At 58.3% G+C, this 17,666-nt stretch carries 10 protein-coding genes, 1 tRNA gene and 2 rRNA genes (1 of these 13 cut by a window edge); 5 read left to right on the top strand and 8 right to left on the bottom strand.

Translation table 11 applies throughout. The features are described 5' to 3' along the window. The 3 genes from FFM53_RS13005 to FFM53_RS12995 all read left to right on the top strand — a co-directional run. Nucleotides 1–839: ribosomal RNA gene (locus FFM53_RS13005) — 23S ribosomal RNA — on the top strand; it begins 1,975 nt to the left of the window's first position. A 184-nt stretch (nt 840–1,023) separates the two neighbouring features. Beyond that, nucleotides 1,024–1,138, top strand: a 5S ribosomal RNA gene (gene rrf, locus FFM53_RS13000). Nucleotides 1,139–1,271: 133 nt separating this feature from the next. Further along, a tRNA-Met gene (locus tag FFM53_RS12995) sits at nt 1,272–1,348 on the top strand. A gap of 80 nt (nt 1,349–1,428) precedes the next feature. Here the strand turns inward: FFM53_RS12995 and FFM53_RS12990 are convergent. From FFM53_RS12990 to FFM53_RS12960, 7 genes are all read right to left on the bottom strand, one after another. Then, on the bottom strand, nt 1,429–4,824 hold the full coding sequence (locus FFM53_RS12990; protein WP_173883580.1) for a DEAD/DEAH box helicase: 3,396 nt from the start codon (nt 4,822–4,824) through the stop codon (nt 1,429–1,431). 134 nt (nt 4,825–4,958) lie between these two features. After that, on the bottom strand, nt 4,959–6,611 hold the full coding sequence (locus tag FFM53_RS12985) for a GNAT family N-acetyltransferase (protein WP_138388555.1): 1,653 nt from the start codon (nt 6,609–6,611) through the stop codon (nt 4,959–4,961). A gap of 270 nt (nt 6,612–6,881) precedes the next feature. Continuing rightward, the gene (locus FFM53_RS12980; protein WP_138388554.1) at nt 6,882–7,373 is read right to left on the bottom strand and encodes a hypothetical protein; all 492 of its coding nucleotides are present in this window, start codon (nt 7,371–7,373) and stop codon (nt 6,882–6,884) included. Between the two features lie 120 nt (nt 7,374–7,493). Then, entirely contained in the window at nt 7,494–8,843 is a 1,350-nt protein-coding gene (locus tag FFM53_RS12975) for an HlyD family type I secretion periplasmic adaptor subunit (RefSeq protein ID WP_138388553.1), read from the bottom strand. 5 nt (nt 8,844–8,848) lie between these two features. After that, nucleotides 8,849–11,143 carry a type I secretion system permease/ATPase gene (locus FFM53_RS12970; RefSeq protein ID WP_138332037.1) on the bottom strand — a complete coding sequence of 765 codons (2,295 nt, stop codon included), beginning with the start codon at nt 11,141–11,143 and terminating at the stop codon, nt 8,849–8,851. Between the two features lie 25 nt (nt 11,144–11,168). Then, nucleotides 11,169–13,202 (bottom strand): hypothetical protein, encoded by a 2,034-nt coding sequence (locus FFM53_RS12965; RefSeq protein ID WP_138388552.1) that lies wholly within the window; start codon nt 13,200–13,202, stop codon nt 11,169–11,171. A gap of 142 nt (nt 13,203–13,344) precedes the next feature. Further along, nucleotides 13,345–14,295, bottom strand: a complete 951-nt coding sequence (locus tag FFM53_RS12960; RefSeq protein ID WP_138388551.1) for a fibrinogen-binding protein — start codon at nt 14,293–14,295, stop codon at nt 13,345–13,347. Nucleotides 14,296–15,138: 843 nt separating this feature from the next. Here FFM53_RS12960 and FFM53_RS12955 point away from each other — a divergent pair. Further along, on the top strand, nt 15,139–15,921 hold the full coding sequence (locus tag FFM53_RS12955) for a helix-turn-helix transcriptional regulator (protein WP_138332040.1): 783 nt from the start codon (nt 15,139–15,141) through the stop codon (nt 15,919–15,921). A gap of 15 nt (nt 15,922–15,936) precedes the next feature. Here the strand turns inward: FFM53_RS12955 and FFM53_RS12950 are convergent, their stop codons facing one another. Continuing rightward, nucleotides 15,937–16,257 carry a hypothetical protein gene (locus FFM53_RS12950; RefSeq protein WP_138388550.1) on the bottom strand — a complete coding sequence of 107 codons (321 nt, stop codon included), beginning with the start codon at nt 16,255–16,257 and terminating at the stop codon, nt 15,937–15,939. Between the two features lie 385 nt (nt 16,258–16,642). Between FFM53_RS12950 and FFM53_RS12945 the strand changes: the two genes are divergently transcribed. Beyond that, complete coding sequence (locus tag FFM53_RS12945; protein WP_138388549.1) at nt 16,643–17,665, top strand: UDP-glucuronic acid decarboxylase family protein; 1,023 nt, start codon at nt 16,643–16,645, stop codon at nt 17,663–17,665. The last annotated feature ends 1 nt before the right edge of the window (nt 17,666 follow it).

The raw sequence follows: 17,666 nt of genomic DNA, 5'->3' as shown, positions 1-17,666 counted from the left end.
TCAGACGGAAAGACCCCGTGCACCTTTACTATAGCTTTACACTGGCATTCGTGTCGGCATGTGTAGGATAGGTGGTAGGCTTTGAAGCGGGGACGCCAGTTTCCGTGGAGCCATCCTTGAAATACCACCCTTATCGTCATGGATGTCTAACCGCGGCCCGTTATCCGGGTCCGGGACAGTGTATGGTGGGTAGTTTGACTGGGGCGGTCGCCTCCGAAAGAGTAACGGAGGCGCGCGATGGTGGGCTCAGACCGGTCGGAAATCGGTCGTCGAGTGCAATGGCATAAGCCCGCCTGACTGCGAGACTGACAAGTCGAGCAGAGACGAAAGTCGGTCATAGTGATCCGGTGGTCCCGCGTGGAAGGGCCATCGCTCAACGGATAAAAGGTACGCCGGGGATAACAGGCTGATGACCCCCAAGAGTCCATATCGACGGGGTTGTTTGGCACCTCGATGTCGGCTCATCGCATCCTGGGGCTGGAGCAGGTCCCAAGGGTTTGGCTGTTCGCCAATTAAAGCGGTACGTGAGCTGGGTTCAGAACGTCGTGAGACAGTTCGGTCCCTATCTGCCGTGGGTGTAGGAATATTGACAGGATCTGTCCCTAGTACGAGAGGACCGGGATGGACATATCTCTGGTGGACCTGTTGTCCTGCCAAGGGCATAGCAGGGTAGCTACATATGGACGGGATAACCGCTGAAGGCATCTAAGCGGGAAACCCACCTGAAAACGAGTATTCCCTATCAGAGCCGTGGAAGACGACCACGTTGATAGGCCGGGTGTGGAAGTGCGGCAACGCATGAAGCTTACCGGTACTAATAGCTCGATCGGCTTGATCGTTCTCATTGACTATGCTCATCTCAAGGCGACCGCAAAGCGGTCGTCCTGACAAGGCGAAGGCGCCAGCCTTTGCCCGGTCCCGGCGAACACGAAGTGTTCGTCCGGTTGGAGCTCTAAAACGTGTTCAAAAACGAAGTCATAGGACTTCACCAGCTTCTCAAAACATATAGTTGCGCTTTGCCGACCTGGTGGTTATGGCGGGGTGGCTGCACCCGTTCCCTTTCCGAACACGGCCGTGAAACGCCCCTGCGCCCATGGTACTTCGTCTTAAGACGCGGGAGAGTAGGTCGCTGCCAGGTCTGCAAAGCGCAACTTATGTAAAACAATCTTCTCATCACAAACTCTACGGCCCATAGCCGAAATAAAAGGGCCGCTCACAAAGCGGCCTTTCGTGTTAGAATACTGCAGCAAATCTCAAAGATTTGCACATGGCGCGGGGTGGAGCAGCCCGGTAGCTCGTCAGGCTCATAACCTGAAGGCCGCAGGTTCAAATCCTGCCCCCGCAACCAAATTCCAAATGGACAATACGCAAAAGCCCGCCTCGTGCGGGCTTTTTGCGTTCCAGAAGTTTGAGGCAGGCATCCAGGATTCAGTAATCGGATACCCAGTTCAATTCATTCCGGGCCAGGAATTCTGCTGCCTGTATTGTATCCAGGGCACTCGCTGTCTCCCTGAAGTAAGGCAAGGTTTCCCAGAGGCAGTGATCGCCGACGATATAGAATCGGCGTTTTGCGCGCGTCAGGGCAACGTTTAACAGGTTCGGCTTCGATGCGGCCCAGGCTGCCGCTCCGCTGTGAGCGGCATCGGCGCCGAGCACCATGAAAACGAGGTCTTCTTCCTTGCCCTGAAACGTATGCACCGTGCCTATCCGTTCTTTCAGCCACTTCGACAGTCTTGGCGGAGCCGAGCGCATATTTCCGTTCGGATCGATCCATGCCGCGTGGGCCAGAGCTTGCCTCAGACTGTTCTTGATCTCCTTGAACGGCGAGATGATATAGAGATCCGGCAATGCGCCGTCCCGGCGATAGGTGGCGGTGAGGACGTCGACGATGAAACCCGTCTGTTCTGGAACGGCCTGTTTGCCTGACACCCTTCCCCTGACGTCGATCCAGGCGCTGTCGCCATAAAACGGCGACACGTCGCCGGCTGGTCGGCGTTCTTCCAGCCCGAAGACCATCTTGTTCTGATAGGCGATCTGGTTGGCAAGGCCGAACATTGGATCGATGCAGCGCCGATGTACTCTGAGGGGGCTGCCGATCCAGAGCCCGTCGGCTTCCTCGCCCGAGACCGTCGTCCCATAGCGGTTGGTGGCGTCGGCCAGCATCTGCACCGACGCCCTGTTCGGCGAATATTGTCCTGCCGCCGTGTGGGGCGAGAGAGCCGAGGTGGCGGTGATCAGCGCGCTTGGCAGCGTGAAGACCGGCTCGATCTGCTGGGGATCACCGATCACCATGACGCGCCGCGCCCGCAACAGGGCGCCGACGGCCGCTTGCGGCACCGCCTGACCAGCTTCATCGATGAAAACCCAGCCGATCGAGCCGGTGTCGAGACCGCGGAATTGCCGGGCAAAGGAGGCGAAGGTTGTCGAGACGATCGGAACGATCATGAAAAGGCTCTGCCAGATCAACGCAATGTGCTCGCCGTCGGCGGGGCCGTTGTTGGAAAGCAGTTTGTTGACGGCGACGATGTTTCCTCCAAAACCTCCGCCTTTCTTGCCCACATCGGCCAGCCATGCCTCATGTAGCGTCAACGCCGCTTCCAGCAATGCCGAACGCAGACTTGCCAGCTCGTCCTGATGCCAAAGACCGTCAATCTGGAACCGGTCCGTCTCCAGATCAGTGAGACGCCCGGGTACGGTGGGATGATCGAGAATTTCCCCCAGGCGGTCGAATTCCTCTCTTTGTCTGGACCAGATTTCCCGTTGCGATCGCAGTGCCTGTTCGGCCCGTTCATGCTCCCGCAAAGCCTGTTCCAACGCAGGTCTATGGGTTTTCGCAAGATGATGCTCGCAACGCGCCAGCGCCTTGCGCAGTTCCAGCTGCCTACGCGCATTGGCGACGACATTGTGCCGGTGCTGCCGGGCAGGGTCGGTCGACAGCGCTCTCTCCCACCACGCAGGAGCGCTGCGGTCGAGCAGCCGTTCCTCCTCCTTCAGAGGAGACAAGCCTTCCCTGATACGGAACATTTCGGCCGCGACCATCTCGCATCGGTCCTGTGCGTGTCGAAGTTCGGCCGCAACTGCTCTGACCTTTTCAAGCGCCTCGCGGCAGAAACCATCCTGCGAAACCAGGGCGATTTCGTCATGGAGATCGGCATAGCGTGCATATTCGCCGATCTTGTTGCGAACTACCTTGTCGGCGGCCTGAAATGCCGCCGATGCTTCGGCGAAGTTTGGCCCCTTATAGCCCTTTAGCCACTCCCAGATGGTCTGTGGTTTGTCGGCGCCGGACCAGACGGGCTTCGGCCTTTCGGCGATCTCCATGAAGGCAAAACGTTCCTTGAACGCTCGGCGATTCCGGGAATTGCCGAGCGCACAGGCGATCAACCCCCATGGGCGGTCGCCGTCCGAGAGCTTGACGACCGCCCCATTGTCCTTCTGGCAAGCGATTTTGTGCGCGATGGTCTGCAGATATTGGAAGGAAGACGTTCTCGCGACCGAGCTTCGCTTTGGAAGGTCGCGCGAAATATTCTCCACGGCGGCATTGTTGGAGGAGGCGACGACCATTTCGAATCCTGCCAGGGCCGGGATTAGCGCCGATATCGAGGCCGTGCTCCGGTCCGAGAAAATGACGCGGCGCGGCGCGCCATCGAAGGCATCGCGCGCTGTCTTCAAGGAGGCCAGGATGCGGGCGCGCCGAACGATATTATCCGCGAACATGTCGCGAAGCAGCGTCGTCTTTCCCGTCCCTGGCGGGCCGTTGACCGAGAACAGTCCCGTTTCCGACAGATCGTCGATCGCCGAATTGATCGCGAACTGTTGCATGAGGCTCATGGCGTGGTGAGGTTCGCTGAGCCAGCGCCCGCGGTTGAGTTTTCCAGGATGCAAGGCCCGAACGATCGCCCGGCGCCCGTCCTCCGAGTAGAGGTCGATCCGTTTCTCACGCGCCAGCGGGGTGAGATATTGCCTGAGCGGCGCGGGGATATCGCCATGCGTGACGCGTATCATCGCCTGCTCGATGTCCTCGATGAAGAAGCTGTTCAGGATGCCGATGTCGTCTTCAGCGCTTGGACTCTCGTCCTCCTCGTCGTCGGCATCGAGCACATTGCTTTCCGGCGGTGGCGGCAAGGAGATGAGCTCGGGTTTTTCCACCCGGTCTCGATAGCGTATTTCAACGGCCGCGATGGGCTTTTCCTGCTTCGAGGCAAAGCCGGCCCAATCACAGAGCAATTCATGCAGCGTCAGGATTTCGGCGGCATCGATCGGCTGATCCGCCATGTCCTCGGAGGATGAAGATCTCAGATGCCGCTGTGCCCGAAAGTTTTGGAGCAGTTCCGACAGCTGCCGCTTGCTGTCGGCAAATGCCTCGTAGCCGAGCGAGGAGAGGCCGGATTTCCGCACCCGCCCCAGAGCCCATGGCAGCGTCGAAACCGAAAACGTTTCGAACATCGGCTGTCCCAAGGGGGAGAGCTGCAGGCTGGCAAAGCAGGTATCGCCATCGAGGTCGCCGCGTTCGGCATCCTCATATTCGGCGATATCGGCCGAAACGCTGTCGAAATGCCTGCGGATATCGGCAATTTCCGATTTGCTGAAAACGCCGAGGAACAGCGTAAAACCCGTGATCTGCTTCCCCTCGGGGATTGCTGGACGGCTGAGTGCGGCGCTGTCATCCTCGAGTGTCTTCGCATGCAGCCAGAAAACAGTTCGGCCTTCAGCTGAGGCGATACGACTGGAGAGATCGTAAGGAATGAAGAACTCGATCTTGTGCCAGAAATCGAGAATGGCGAGAAGCCGTTCCCTTTCGGCGCCGTCTGCATTCGTCTGCATGACTTCTCACTGAGGAGTTGCAAAAATAGGCTCGCGCTTTCTTTTAGCAACGATTGCAGCTCAAAATCAAAGAGCATGGTGATTGCGCGTCCCTGAGCCGCCGGACCGCATTTCCGCACCATGGCAAAGCCACGTCAATGCAGACGTGGTCGGCGTCGTTCGCTGAGTTGCCGTCCCCGGCTCCAGCGGGCGATGGTCTCCGGCACGACGTCCGTCTTGCCAGCGGCGGGCTCGGCGATCGAGCGCAGGCGTTCGAGGGCAACACCCGCCTTGGCGGCATAATCGAGTGCAGTCGGATCGTCCGAATGCACGTCCTGGATCGAGGCGAAGACGGTCTCCGCCTCGGCCAGCCGTTTGCTGGCCGCAAGGGCGATACCACGCTTGTAATGTGCCTGGATGAGATGCGGCCCGATCTCGCCGGCCCGGCGGAAAGTCTCTGCGGCCTGCTCATATTGATGCAGGGCAAGCTGCGTGTCGCCAAGCCGCATTTGGATCGGTGTCGGATCGGGCGCTTGCTCGACGAGAACCTTGTAGGCAGCCAGTGCCTCCGTCAGTTTGCCGCGGTCGAACAGCAGATTGGCGAGCCCGAATTCCGCGCCGGTATGGCCTGGAGCCGATTGCAGGACCTGGTTGAAGGCGATCTCCGCCTTGCTCCGAGCTCCGTTCCGGTACATATCGAGCGCCTGTTCATAGACGAAACGAATGCTGCGTGGATTGAGCACGCCATGTAGATTCTGGCCGTTGCGGGTGCGGAACAGGGTGCAGCTGATCTGCTTTTCCTCCACCCCGAACATATATTTATAGGGTTCGTTTCCGCGCAGGAAGTCATAGGTCTTGAAGCCGTGCTCGATCGCCCGCCGGATGCAGTAACCATGCAGGATGAGACCGGGAGACGGCGTCTTCCAGTTCTCGTCGCGGCCGGTGATATAGAAGAGGATCGCCTTCTTCTGCCGGTCGACGATATTCGCCAGCGCGCCGAGCGGCTGGTCGCCGTGCCAAAACACCGGCACCTCGAGATTGCCGCAGTTGAAGCTGTCCATCAGCATTTCGCGCGTGGTGATGATCAGCCGCTCGGTCCGCTCCGTGCCTTTGCGGGCACTCCACTTGATCCGCCAGAGATTGAAGAGGATGTCCAAGTCCCTATCGATGGTCTCGGCGGTTGCCATCGTGATCCGGTAAATATCATCGCCTTCGACCTTGCGCAGGAAGCGCCGGAGCTTTTGGCGCGTCTGGCTGCTCATGCGCTGTTCGAGATAGTCGTCGAAGCTTGCCGGCAGCGGGACGATCGGGCAGATCGTATTGTCGATATTCTCGCTGTTCTTGGGCGAGCTGTCGCGAAACATCACCTCTGGCCCCTGCAGCGCCTCGATCATCTTCTCGCGCCGGCCAGCAGGGCCGCTGAAATATTCGAGCTTCAGGTCGGTCCAGTTCTGATGTTTGAGAAACGAAGCAAAGCCGGCAATGGCGTGATGCTCGTAGTCCGGTCTGGCGATAAAGCCGGTATAATCGGCCGCAAAATTCCCTGCCATGATGATCTCGTCGTAGAAGAGCCCGGTCTTCTCATTCAGATGCGTGATCAGGCGCAGCGGAAAGAAGGCGACATAGGGTGCTTCGGGATCGCGTTCGCGAAGGGCAAGGATGAACCAGCGGCGTCGGCGGGAGAGATAGTTCTTCAACCAGATCCAGGAGAGGAAATGCTGCGCGTCGGGATCTTCCAGGAAGACCTGATCCCAGTTCTCGCGTACCGCCTCGAACCCCGCAATGGTGTCGATGATATCTATGCGCATGTCCGCCCCCCAATACCCCATACGTCACTCGGGAGGTTTCATTCTAATGGGAAACAACGATCTTCAAATAAACCGTCCGGATGATTTAAGTGGCCTAAATGGGATTAGTCCTGAGCCGGCGCATAACCCGAAATCGCAATCGGTTTTGGTGATAATGATGCGTAGATTCAAAGCGATAGAGCACAACGGGTCCTGAAGGATGCTGCGCTTCAACGGACCTCGCCCGAAAGTGTGCGGCGGTTTTGAGAACATGCGTACATAAGGATTAGATCAGAGCTCGCCGGAAATCCGCGGGCTCGCATGGATGAAGGCCCAGAGCGTCCGGCTGATGGCGACGATCTCGGCGATCGACTTTTCCAGAAGGTCAAGCTCGCGCGCGTCCATCTGTTCGATCTTGCCGTAGCGGATCTGCTTGTCGTCCTCGACGAGCCGCATCAGCTGCGTGCTCGAGATCTCTCCCTTTTCGTCGAAGGAATAGATGCAGTGATTGTACTTGTTGCGGATCTTGGATTCCTTCTTCAGCCGCGACATGGCTGAAAGGATCGCCTTGCGGTCGGAAGGGGAGGTCGAAGCGAGCTTGGACAGCCGTTCGATGAGATCGATCCGGGCGCGCGTGGTGTTGAGCGTCAGGAACACGACGATTGCTGCATCCTTTTCGACCTGGAGAAGATGGGCGATGATGTAGATCAGCAGGCTTTCGGTGTTCGTCCAGACATAGTTCAGGCGGCCGACCCGCAACAGGACATCGGACATCGCCGCCATGCTTGACCCTTTCTCCCCGGAGGGTATCCATCCCTCGATGGGATGACATGTGGACATTACATCAGAACAACGGGCAAGTCCGTCGTGTTTACCGGACCGCCCATGCCGGATCGCGAGCGATCAGCGCTCCTTGAAAGCCCGGGACATGCTGTCGGTGATCGGTTTGCTCAGATATTCGAAGAAGGTGCGTTCCGACGTCTGAATCAGCACTTCGGCCGGCATTCCCGGAACGGGATGGAAATTGTGCACCCGCGCAATCTCGGAATCGGGTATTCCGACGCGGACGATATAGACGTCCTTGACCGAAGCACCCGCATTTTCCTCGATCGAATCGGCTGAGACGTAAAAGACCTTGCCCTGCAGAACAGGGGTCGTGCGCCGGTTGAGCGCCGTGAGGCGGATCGAGGCCGTTTCTCCCTCATGCAATTGGTCGATCGAAGTGCGCAGCACCTTCGCTTCCAGGATCAGCGGCACATGCGACGGCAGGATCTCCATGATCGGCTTTCCTGTCGTGATGACACCGCCGGCTGTGTGAAAATAGGAGCGCACCACCGTGCCCGACACCGGCGAACGGATAGTGGTGCGTTCGAGCACGCCGGCGGCCTCGCGCATCTGTTCGCGCACACTGTCCAGATCGGTTTCGGCGGTCTCGAGCGCATCGAGTGCCGCCTGCTTGTTGGAGTTGACGGCGATGACGGCTTCCTGGCGGAATTTGGCGATCTCCGCCTCGCTCTCGTTGAGCTCGCCGTTCAGTCGAGCAATGTCGCCCATCGCATCGGCGATCGCCCGCTCGATTGCCAGCAGATCCGTCTTGCGCATATAGCCGACCTTGACTAGCCGAGCCTTGGAGTCGCGTTCCTCGGTCAGCAGCGACAGCTGCCTTTCGAAGGATTCTCGCTGGCCCCTATAGCCGACGAACCGGAATTCGAGCGATGCGATGTTCTTCCCGATCAGATTGAGCTGCTCTTCAAGCTTGATCTGCTTGCTGTGGAAGACGACGTTCTGGCTCTGGATGATCGCGTTGATATCAGGATCTCCGGCCTCCTTCGTGACGATATCGGGAAGCTGGAATTCGTGCAGGCCCTGCGCTTCGGCACGGAGCCTGGCGACGACGGCTTCCAGGCGCAGGCGGCGAAGCTGCAGCATCCGCTCGTTTGAGCGGGATGCTGTGGGATCGAGGGTCAGCAGGATGTCGCCTTCCTTGACCGTGTCGCCTTCGCTGACGCGCATCTCCTTGATGATGCCGCCTTCCAGATGCTGGATGATCTTGTTGTTGCCGGTCGCGACGAAGCTTCCCTGCGCGATAACGGCGGAGGCGAGCGGCGCCGTCGCCGCCCAGAAGCCGAAGCCGCCGAACGAGGTGAAGAGAACCGTCAGGCCGACGATGCTGTGTACACGGATCGAGCGCGGCACATCGCTATACCACTCGAGCTGCACCGGACCGGTCGTCTCCCGATTTTTCCGTCCCATGTCGTTCATCCCTCAATGCGCGGTGCTTGTTGACCGTTATTGCCGTTGTTCTTGGAAAGCGCCTGCAGCACCTCGATCCTTTCCCCGAACATGGCGACGGTACCCTCCTTGAGCACGAGGATCTTGTCGACGCATTGGAGAAGAGCCGGGCGCTGGGTAATGGTGACTGTGGTGATGCCCTGCTTCTTGGCGTGAATCAGCGCCTTGGCTAGTGCCGCCTCGCCCTGGGTATCGAGGTTCGAATTCGGCTCGTCGAGGACCACGAATTTGGGATTGCCGAAGAAGGCGCGGGCCAGCGCGATGCGCTGCTTCTGGCCGCCCGAAAGCGGAGCGCCATCGGCCGCCACGATGGTTTCGTAGCCCTGCGGGAAGCCTGCGATGAGTTCGTGCACGTCGGCCAGCACCGCGGCCTCGTAGATCTGGTGATCGTCAACGTCGTCGCGCATGCGGCAGATATTAGCCTTGATCGTGCCGGGAAAAAGCTGCACATCCTGCGGCAGATAGCCGATGCTTTCGCCGAACTGGCGCTGGTCCCAGTTGCGCAAATCCATCAGGTCGAGGCGCACATTTCCCGATGTCGGGACGATCGAGCCGACGAGCATCTTGCCGAGCGTCGTCTTGCCGGACCCGGAATTGCCGATGATCGCAAGCGATTCCCCCTTCTTGAGCGAGAAGGAGATGCCGTTGAGAATGACCTTCTTTTGCGGTGGCGGCACGAAGAGAATGCGTTCGACATCGAGTCGGCCTTCGGGATTGGGAAGACGCAGGCGCGGGAAGTTCAACGGGGAATTCAAGAGCAGTCCTTTGATCCTGCCATAGGCGCCTGCCGACCGGTTGAACTGGTTCCAGCCTTCGATGGCGCCTTCGATTGGCGCCAGCGCGCGTCCCGAGATGATCGAGGCCGCAATCACCATGCCGCCCGTCAGCTCGCCGGAGAGCGACAGATGCGCGCCCCAGCCGAGCAGGGTGACCTGGGTGATCATCCGGCAGGCCTTCGATATGCCGGAGAAGATGATGTTGCGGTCCTGTGCCTCGACTTGCGATTTCAGCGAACCCGCCGTTTCCCGGCCCCACATCTTCACGGCCTCGGGGATCATCGCCATTGCGTTGATGATCTGCGAATTGCGAGACATGGAATCGAGATGGAAATTCGCCCGGCTGAGATAGCCGTTGGATTCGGCGAATTGCCGGGCGGTGAATTTCTGGTTCAGATAGGCGATGACGAAAAGCACCGCGCAGCAGACCATGATGATGATGCCGAGATGCGGATGCACGAAATAGACGACCACGACGAAGAACGGCATCAGCGGCGCATCGAGAAATGCGATCAGCGTGCCTGATGTCAGGAAGCCGCGCAGCAGCTGCAGATCCTGCAGCGTCTGATAGTCCTTGCCGCTGCCATGCAGCGATGCCCGCGCTGCAGCGCTGAGGATCGGCGCGCCCAGCTGCACTTCAAGCTCCACCGCGGTGCGCATCAGGATGAAGCGCCGCACCGAATCCATGAAGGCCTGCAGCAGCACGGCGCCAAGCACGGCGATCGAGAGCATGACGAGCGTGTCGATGGAGCGGCTTGTCAGCACCCGGTCGGATATCTGGAAGAGATAAAGCGGTATCGCCAGCAGAAGGACGTTGATGGCGATCGTGAACATCATGACGACCACCATATTGCGTCGTACCGCCGCCATGCCGCGCGAGAGGCTGGCGGCGAAATTCACAGGCTCGCTGCGCTTGTGAAAACCGCCGCCACTTCCTCCGCCCCCGCCCCCGCCCCCGGGATCGGAATCCTTGCCGTTTCCGCCGCCGCCGGTGCGCAGCCGCCTGTCGTTCTCGCTGAACGGACCGCTTTCGCCTTCGATGGTCTTGCCGAAAGGCATCGTCGGGCTCGATTTGAGCTCGGTCTTCTCTTTCGGCAGTTCGGGAGCCACCCGCGCTTCGATCTGCGGTGGGGCCGGCGCTTCCGCCGGTTTTGCTGTCGCCAGGCCCTGCGCCACCGCGACAGGAGGTGCCGTTTCCACTTTAGCTTCCGGCACCGCCGTCTTTTCCGGGAGGGGCGCCTGCGTTGCGCTTGCGCGTCCGGTATCGGCAGCCTCGTTTGCCGCAGCTTCGGACGTCTCCTTGCGCTCATCGGGAGACGAAGGAGCGGCGCCGCTCAGCCTACGAAGGTTCTCGACCGCCTCGTCGATCGCGGAGATGCACATCTCGGTCATCGCCGTTTCCGAGGGGGCAGCGGAGGGAATATTGCCCGACCTCAGATCGAGGGCGCTGCCTGCCGCAAAAACTTGTTTCGAAATCTGGTTCATCGTGGTTCCTTCGCAATACTTAAGGTCACGCGACCATGGCTTGCATTACGTCGGCGGGATGCGTCGACGACCATGAAAAATCCTGCCCGGCATTGATGACGCCGTCAGCACAATCGCCGCCTGCCGGATCGTCGTTGTCGAGAAAGGCGATGACCTCGTTGGCGAGCCTGTCGTCGGCCGGCTGCGGCTGTGTCGTGTCATGCTCCACCAGCCCGCCCTGAATGAGGATGGCGTCTGAATAGAGCTGGCCTGCCAGATAGGTCGTCTGGCCGAAACTGTCGTAGTCGACGATCTCGGCGATGTTGACGACCGCATTGCTGCCCGTGTCGATCGTAACCGTTGCATCGGGATTATTGTCGAGGAGCGTCGATGCCGCCTGGGTGACATCGTCGGAATCGCCGAGGATGCTGACCTGCTTTATGATTGTCATGTCATAGAGATTGCCGGTGATGTAGAGCACGTTCAGCCCGGCATATCCTTGGAAATTCGCATCGAAGGACAGCCCCTCCGGCATATTGGGATCGCGATCTTCGATCGCCTTCTGCGCGTCGACCATGTAGTCGGGCATGGCCTCGAACGGGCCGCCCGTCCCGACATTGTGGATCGAGGCGAAATTCCAGATCAGGTTGTTGCCCGTTTGTATGTCGGCGCCGGGATCGAGGTCGCCCTCTGCCCGCACCCAGTCATTGTCGTAGAGCAGCGAGACCTGGGTGATGCTGTTGATATCGAGCACATTGCCGCCGATGATCACCAGATCATATTGCAGGCCCATCTGGAAAAAGGAGGAGAAATTGATCGAAGTATTGCCGCCCGTCAGAACCGTGGCTTCGGACCCTGAGGTGGTGACCGTCATCGTGTCGTTGTCGGTGACGAAGTGATACTGCTCGATCCACTGGACGAAGGAGACGTCGCCGTCGATGACGCTGACGCGCCAGCTGTTGGGGAACGTCGGATCGGCAGGATCGGGTTCGGCATAGCTCGATGCTTCGAAGGTGCTTTGTTCGAAGACGGCGATGTTCTTGGCGATCGTTCCGGCTTCCTCGGCCGAGTGACCGGATGAGCGCAGCGCCGAGGCGATCTCGTCATTGTCGCTGTAGACAAAGGCCTGGGAGACCGCGTCGATCTGATGATAGTTGCCCATGACGGCGGTGACCGAGGCAATGACGCCGGTATGGATCACCGAGGCGACGTTGACGACGACGTTCGCGCCCGCGGTCACCTCAAGGCTGTTGCCGCTGGGGTCGGTCTGCTCGACGGATGTATTGCTGTCATCGGGCTCTTCCGGGAGCTTGGCGAGACCGCGATCGGGCAGGAAGTCGTCGAGGACCGGTATATCGGTCTCGGCCTTGCCGTTGATGTAGACGGTGATGGGGCCGTCGCCCGCGGGATCGGTGGTGACGGAATGATGCGTCTCGTCGGTGCCGAGCGAAGTTGTCCCGCTGTCCTCGGTATTCTGGATATAGCTTTCAAGATCCTCGGCGATCTTCAGGGCGCCATCATAGGTATCGGTTCGGTGCAGGCCCGCAAAAGGCGTGAAGATCTCTGCCTTGGTGCTGAAATCCGCCAGCCGCTCGATGACGAAACTCGTGTCTCGAGGCGCATGGACGCCGTCCGTCATATCGAGATAGTCGTCGTCATAGAGGGCGTTGACCTGGAGGACATGACTGATCGCCGAACCAGGCCCGGCAAAGACGGTCAGTTCCGGCTCATCCGTGAGCACGATATCCGTAGGATCGCCGAAATGCGGTAACGGGATGTCCTTTCCGGCAATCGCCGCCAGCTTCTCGAGGCTCTCTTCGAAGACACGGCCGAAATGGCGCGTTGGGCCATATTCGATTTCGTAGCTGCCGCTTTTGTAAATGATGCCCGGATCGTAATCCTTGAGCTGGAGATCGGAAGAGAAGGCGGCGCTAAAGGCATCCTGATCCGGCAGAGCCGGTCCATCCGCGCCCGGTCCTGCGCCTTCGGCATAGTTGGTGCGCAACCTCATCTCGTCGGTCGTCATCTCGAAGAGACCGATGAAGTGCGCAATGATTTCCGAAATCTTCTCGATATGCATGGTTCGGCCCTCCCATTCGAGATGACGATCGGCCTTGGAGGCACCCGCCGGGAGCCGTGGTGTGGTCGTCAAATCGTTTTCAAGCAGTCAAACTGCACCGGCTTGAGCCGGTGCAGTTCGTCTTGGTCGCTGGAGGTCAGTGTCAGGTGCTGGTATCCTCGCCGACGTCGGAGACACGAGAGTTGCCGCCGATGACGCTGGAGTCGACCGTATTGCTGAGCAGGTTCGCACCCTGAACGAGCTCAAGGTGGTAGCCGGAATTGGCAAGGATTGCCGAAGCGTCCGCTGCGCTCGAGCCAGTGGCGTCGTCGCCAGCCTTGAGATCCCAGCCTTTGCCGTCCATGTCCAGGCCTTCTGCACTATTGGCGGTGCCGCCATTGGCATTCAGGTTGTTCTGGGCTCCTTCGTTGTCCATCTTGATGTTCCAGGCGCTATCCTGGTCGGCCAGATGGTTCGCCTGGACGGCGCTGAAGCCGCTGTCATTGCCTGCGCCGGTCAGCGAATTGTTCAGGATGCTGTCGACGTCGAGAGTGAAGGAGAAGTCGTCCCCGAGGTTGAAGGTGAGGTCGTGTCCGGCAACGCCGAGGTTGGAGTCCTTGACGTCCTCGATGACGGCGAAGTCTGTGTCCGTCTTGTTGAAGCTGTCGGAGGTGTTGTTGCTGTCGGAGACCGTCTTCGTATCCGTCTCCGTCTCAGTAACGGTCTTGATGTCGGTGTCGGTTACGGTCTTGGTATCGGTGTCCGTGATCGTCTTGGTGTCGGTATCGTTGTCGCTGTACGACTTGCTGTCATAGCTCCAGTCGTAGTCGTTATTGGAGTCGGTAGTCGTCGTGGTCTTGGTGCTCGTATCGTCGTCGGACTTGTAGCTCCAGTCATATTCGTTGTCGCGGTTGTCGCCATTGTTGGCGGCGACATCAATCTCCGCCTTGACGTCCACGTCGACGCTGTTGTCGGTATTGTCGCGATTGTCGCCATTGGCGACGCCGCCGACATAACCGGTCGAGTCGTCGTCGATTTCAGTCGAATTGATCGCGCTGTTGGCAAAGCCGTCGGCAAGCGCCCCGACCTTGGTGATTTCGGTGTCGTCAGACATTGCATTCTCCAGAAAAAACCGGAGCAGCTTTTCGAAATCCCTCTCATCTCAAATGGGATTTTACTCGCGCTCGCTCCGATGCGGTTAACATCGGCAGATGTATTCGATACCAGTCATCTGCAGCTTCATCGCGATTTGTTGATCAAACCGTTGGTATTGGGAACGTACGTACTCAGTACAAGGCCGCACATATCCGGCTCCGAATCCTGAAAGGATAAGGAGTGGTCAGGTTTTCTTTTCGTTGAGTTGCCCTATAATGGAGGCCGTGTATCAAAAACGCATGACAATACCTGGCTTCTCCATGTCGCCACTTGGACGACGATCACAGAATGCTGGAAAAAATTCGGATCCGATAGACACCAATTCGGGCTAAGGCGGATCCGCCCTGCCCGAATAGCCCTCGGACAGCACCTGTCGTCGGAGCGCTAAGATCTGTTCGGCGGCGTCGTCGGCGGGCAGCGATAATCCGGGCTCCCGGGCATTCGCTGCGGGGTGGAAAGGCACCTGTCTACGGTTTGCTGTCTCATATCCGGCCCGCCCTACATAACTAAAATATGACAATTTGTACTGAAATATTACATTCAACTGATCATCTATAGTCGGAGCAAATATAGCCCTGAAGTATCTATTGCAGCGAAAATACAACCAAAGCTTTGTATCGTATCGTTTTTTGTCCGTTAAAACTAATCACTTTGGGCCATTTCCTTCCTTCTCAATCCGTATTAACATAATTAAGAAATGTCTAAAAAATAAGGCGATGACATTCGGGGCCGGCATTTCTTACTATCTTATACCCGCCATCGCTCAACGTTTTAGTAAAGTGTAACGCTAGGGGAGGCGTAAATGTTCATGACAGGCTCAGGAATGGAGAATGCGGACCAGGGAAGGAAGTTGGGTCCGTCCGGAGATACTATACTAGTGGTGGCCAAGGCGGATCTATTTTCAGAATGCATGGTAGAAGCACTAGCAAAGAAATTTCCGAACTGTGAAGTGTCAAGCATAACGAGTACAAAGCCGATGCTGGAAAAAGATGCCAGCGATATGAAACTCGTTTTATTTTATCATATACCCGGCCCGGAGCTTCACGAAGCGCTGCAGGCTGCCCGCGAAAACCACCCTGAAACCTCGATCGGACTTGTCGTCGAAGCTATCGACATGCTCGAGCCCTATGTCAGCCGGCTGGTAGAAGCGCGGATCATCGATGGCGTCCTGCCACTCAACCTGCGGCTCGATGTCTTCATGGCTGCAGTGGATCTGCTGATGAAGGGCGGCGAACATTTTCCGTCAGCACTTCTCAATCGCCTCACCAACAAAAACGCCCAGCTGGAGCCTTCGCTCTATCAGACAAAATCGGTCGATGCGGCCCGCAGCAATGCGCTCAAGCTGAGACGCGACAGCATCTCCGCTTTGACGACCCGGGAGGTTCAGATCCTGGATCTCATATGCAAGGGCACGCAGAACAAGATCATCGCCGACAAGCTGCATCTTTCCGAGAATACCGTGAAGGTTCACGTCCGCAACATCTACAAGAAGATGAACGTCCGAAACCGCACGGAAGCTGCATCCCGTTTCTTCAATGAGCATCCCGCCGGTGAAGACGACATGTCCGGCCGGTGGCGCAATTGATCTGACGCTTTTGCTTCAGATCGGGGGGCGTGCAAAGCAGCGTGACTTCTGTCCGAAGCCGCTTGGAGAGCAGATATAGGGCGCCGAGCCATGATAGGCTACGGCGCGGACCATTGCCCCCGCCGGGCGCTCGGCCCGATCTGCCGGATAGGCATAGGCCTTGGAAACGCGCGGCGCCTCGACCACGGCGATATTCTTCTTCGCGACGACCGCGATATCGTCGTCGACGACCGTGCAGGCCGTCAGTCCGATCGCAAGAAGCGCCGTTCCCCAGGCGAACATCGCCGAGCGGATACGCCGGCCTTTCAGCTGCGCTGCATCTTGTTTTTTCAACATGCCAAAACCCCTCGCATATGGCGCTTCCGGATGCAAGACCGGCGGTGCAGTTGAGCTCGGCCAATCTCCCGCCTTCTCCTTTATATTAGCTGCATTGAGTGGAGCTTGAGCAGCGGGTGAAAGCATTGTGGCGGAGAAGTGTTAAGTGTGATTAATCATTTGTTATCTTGAAGAATACTTGTGTAATTATTTTGGATACGGGAACTTTTTAAAGTTGACCTTCGCGCTAATCGTCTTATCATTTGAGTAGTAAATCAGTTATCCTAAGAATAACTACAAAGTTATTCATGTTTTGATAGGGAGAGGTCACGAACACCCAGACGGATAGGAAGACTTGAGGCGCATAAATAAATCAAAAGACTAAATACATGGGAAGGAGTTTGTAATGCGTAGTTTCGTTCCCAGCGAAGGCTATTCTGAAGTGTCAGGCGTACCGGTAGCGCAAGCGTTGCGCACCGTTCTTGTGAATGGCGGGGGAGGTTTCCTCGGTTCACATCTCTGCGAAAGGCTTCTGCAGCACGGCCACCGTGTCATTTGCCTCGATAATTTTTCCACCGGCCGCCGTGCGAATGTCGACCACCTTGCGTCGAACACTCGCTTCCACATCGTCGAGCATGATGTTCGCCAGCCCTTCGACATCGAAGCGTCGCTCATCTTCAATTTCGCCTCTCCGGCCTCTCCGCCCGACTATCAGCGGGATCCTGTGGGAACGCTGCTCACCAACGTGCTCGGCGCCGTCAACACCCTGGATTGCGCGCGAAAGACGGGTGCGATCGTCGTCCAGTCGTCGACGTCGGAGGTTTATGGCGACCCGATCCACAGCCCGCAGCACGAATCCTATTGCGGCAATGTCAACCAGATCGGACCGCGCGGCTGTTATGACGAGGGCAAGCGCAGCGCCGAAACCCTGTTTTTCGACTATCACAGGACTTATGGCGTCGACATCAAGGTCGGCCGCATCTTCAACACCTACGGACCGCGCATGCGCCTGGACGACGGGCGGGTGGTTTCCAATTTCATCGTGCAGGCCCTGCGCAACGCGGATCTGACGATTTATGGCGATGGCCAGCAGACCCGTTCTTTCTGCTATGTCGACGATCTCATCGAGGGTTTCCTGCGTTTTTCGGCCGCCGGCAGCGCCTGCAACGGCCCGATCAACCTCGGCAATCCAACCGAAATGACCGTTCGACGCCTGGCGGAAATCATCCGGGACCTGACGAACTCGCGTTCCCGGATCGTCCACCTGCCGGCGGTCACCGACGACCCCCGTCAGCGGCGGCCGGATATTTCCCGGGCCATGGCCGAGCTTGACTGGCAGCCCCGCATCGGGCTCGAAACCGGCTTGGCTCGCACCGTCGACTATTTCGACGGACTGCTCGCCGGCACAGAGAAGGCGGAGGTCGTATGAG

The sequence above is a fragment of the Rhizobium indicum genome (assembly GCF_005862305.2).
GTDB classification, from domain to species: domain Bacteria; phylum Pseudomonadota; class Alphaproteobacteria; order Rhizobiales; family Rhizobiaceae; genus Rhizobium; species Rhizobium indicum.
The sequence above is the reverse complement of the archived record's forward strand: the minus strand, read 5'-3'. Positions and strand labels throughout refer to the sequence as shown.

Bases quoted from the DNA above. Each gene is read 5' to 3' on its own strand.
- FFM53_RS12990 (WP_173883580.1), bottom strand. From the start codon at position 4,824: ATGCAGACGAATGCAGACGGCGCCGAAAGGGAACGGCTTCTCGCCATT.
- FFM53_RS12960 (WP_138388551.1), bottom strand. From the start codon at position 14,295: ATGTCTGACGACACCGAAATCACCAAGGTCGGGGCGCTTGCCGACGGC.
- FFM53_RS12945 (WP_138388549.1), top strand. From the start codon at position 16,643: ATGCGTAGTTTCGTTCCCAGCGAAGGCTATTCTGAAGTGTCAGGCGTA.
- FFM53_RS12975 (WP_138388553.1), bottom strand. From the start codon at position 8,843: ATGGGACGGAAAAATCGGGAGACGACCGGTCCGGTGCAGCTCGAGTGG.
- FFM53_RS12950 (WP_138388550.1), bottom strand. From the start codon at position 16,257: ATGTTGAAAAAACAAGATGCAGCGCAGCTGAAAGGCCGGCGTATCCGC.
- FFM53_RS12965 (WP_138388552.1), bottom strand. From the start codon at position 13,202: ATGCATATCGAGAAGATTTCGGAAATCATTGCGCACTTCATCGGTCTC.
- FFM53_RS12970 (WP_138332037.1), bottom strand. From the start codon at position 11,143: ATGAACCAGATTTCGAAACAAGTTTTTGCGGCAGGCAGCGCCCTCGAT.
- FFM53_RS12980 (WP_138388554.1), bottom strand. From the start codon at position 7,373: ATGGCGGCGATGTCCGATGTCCTGTTGCGGGTCGGCCGCCTGAACTAT.
- FFM53_RS12955 (WP_138332040.1), top strand. From the start codon at position 15,139: ATGTTCATGACAGGCTCAGGAATGGAGAATGCGGACCAGGGAAGGAAG.
- FFM53_RS12985 (WP_138388555.1), bottom strand. From the start codon at position 6,611: ATGCGCATAGATATCATCGACACCATTGCGGGGTTCGAGGCGGTACGC.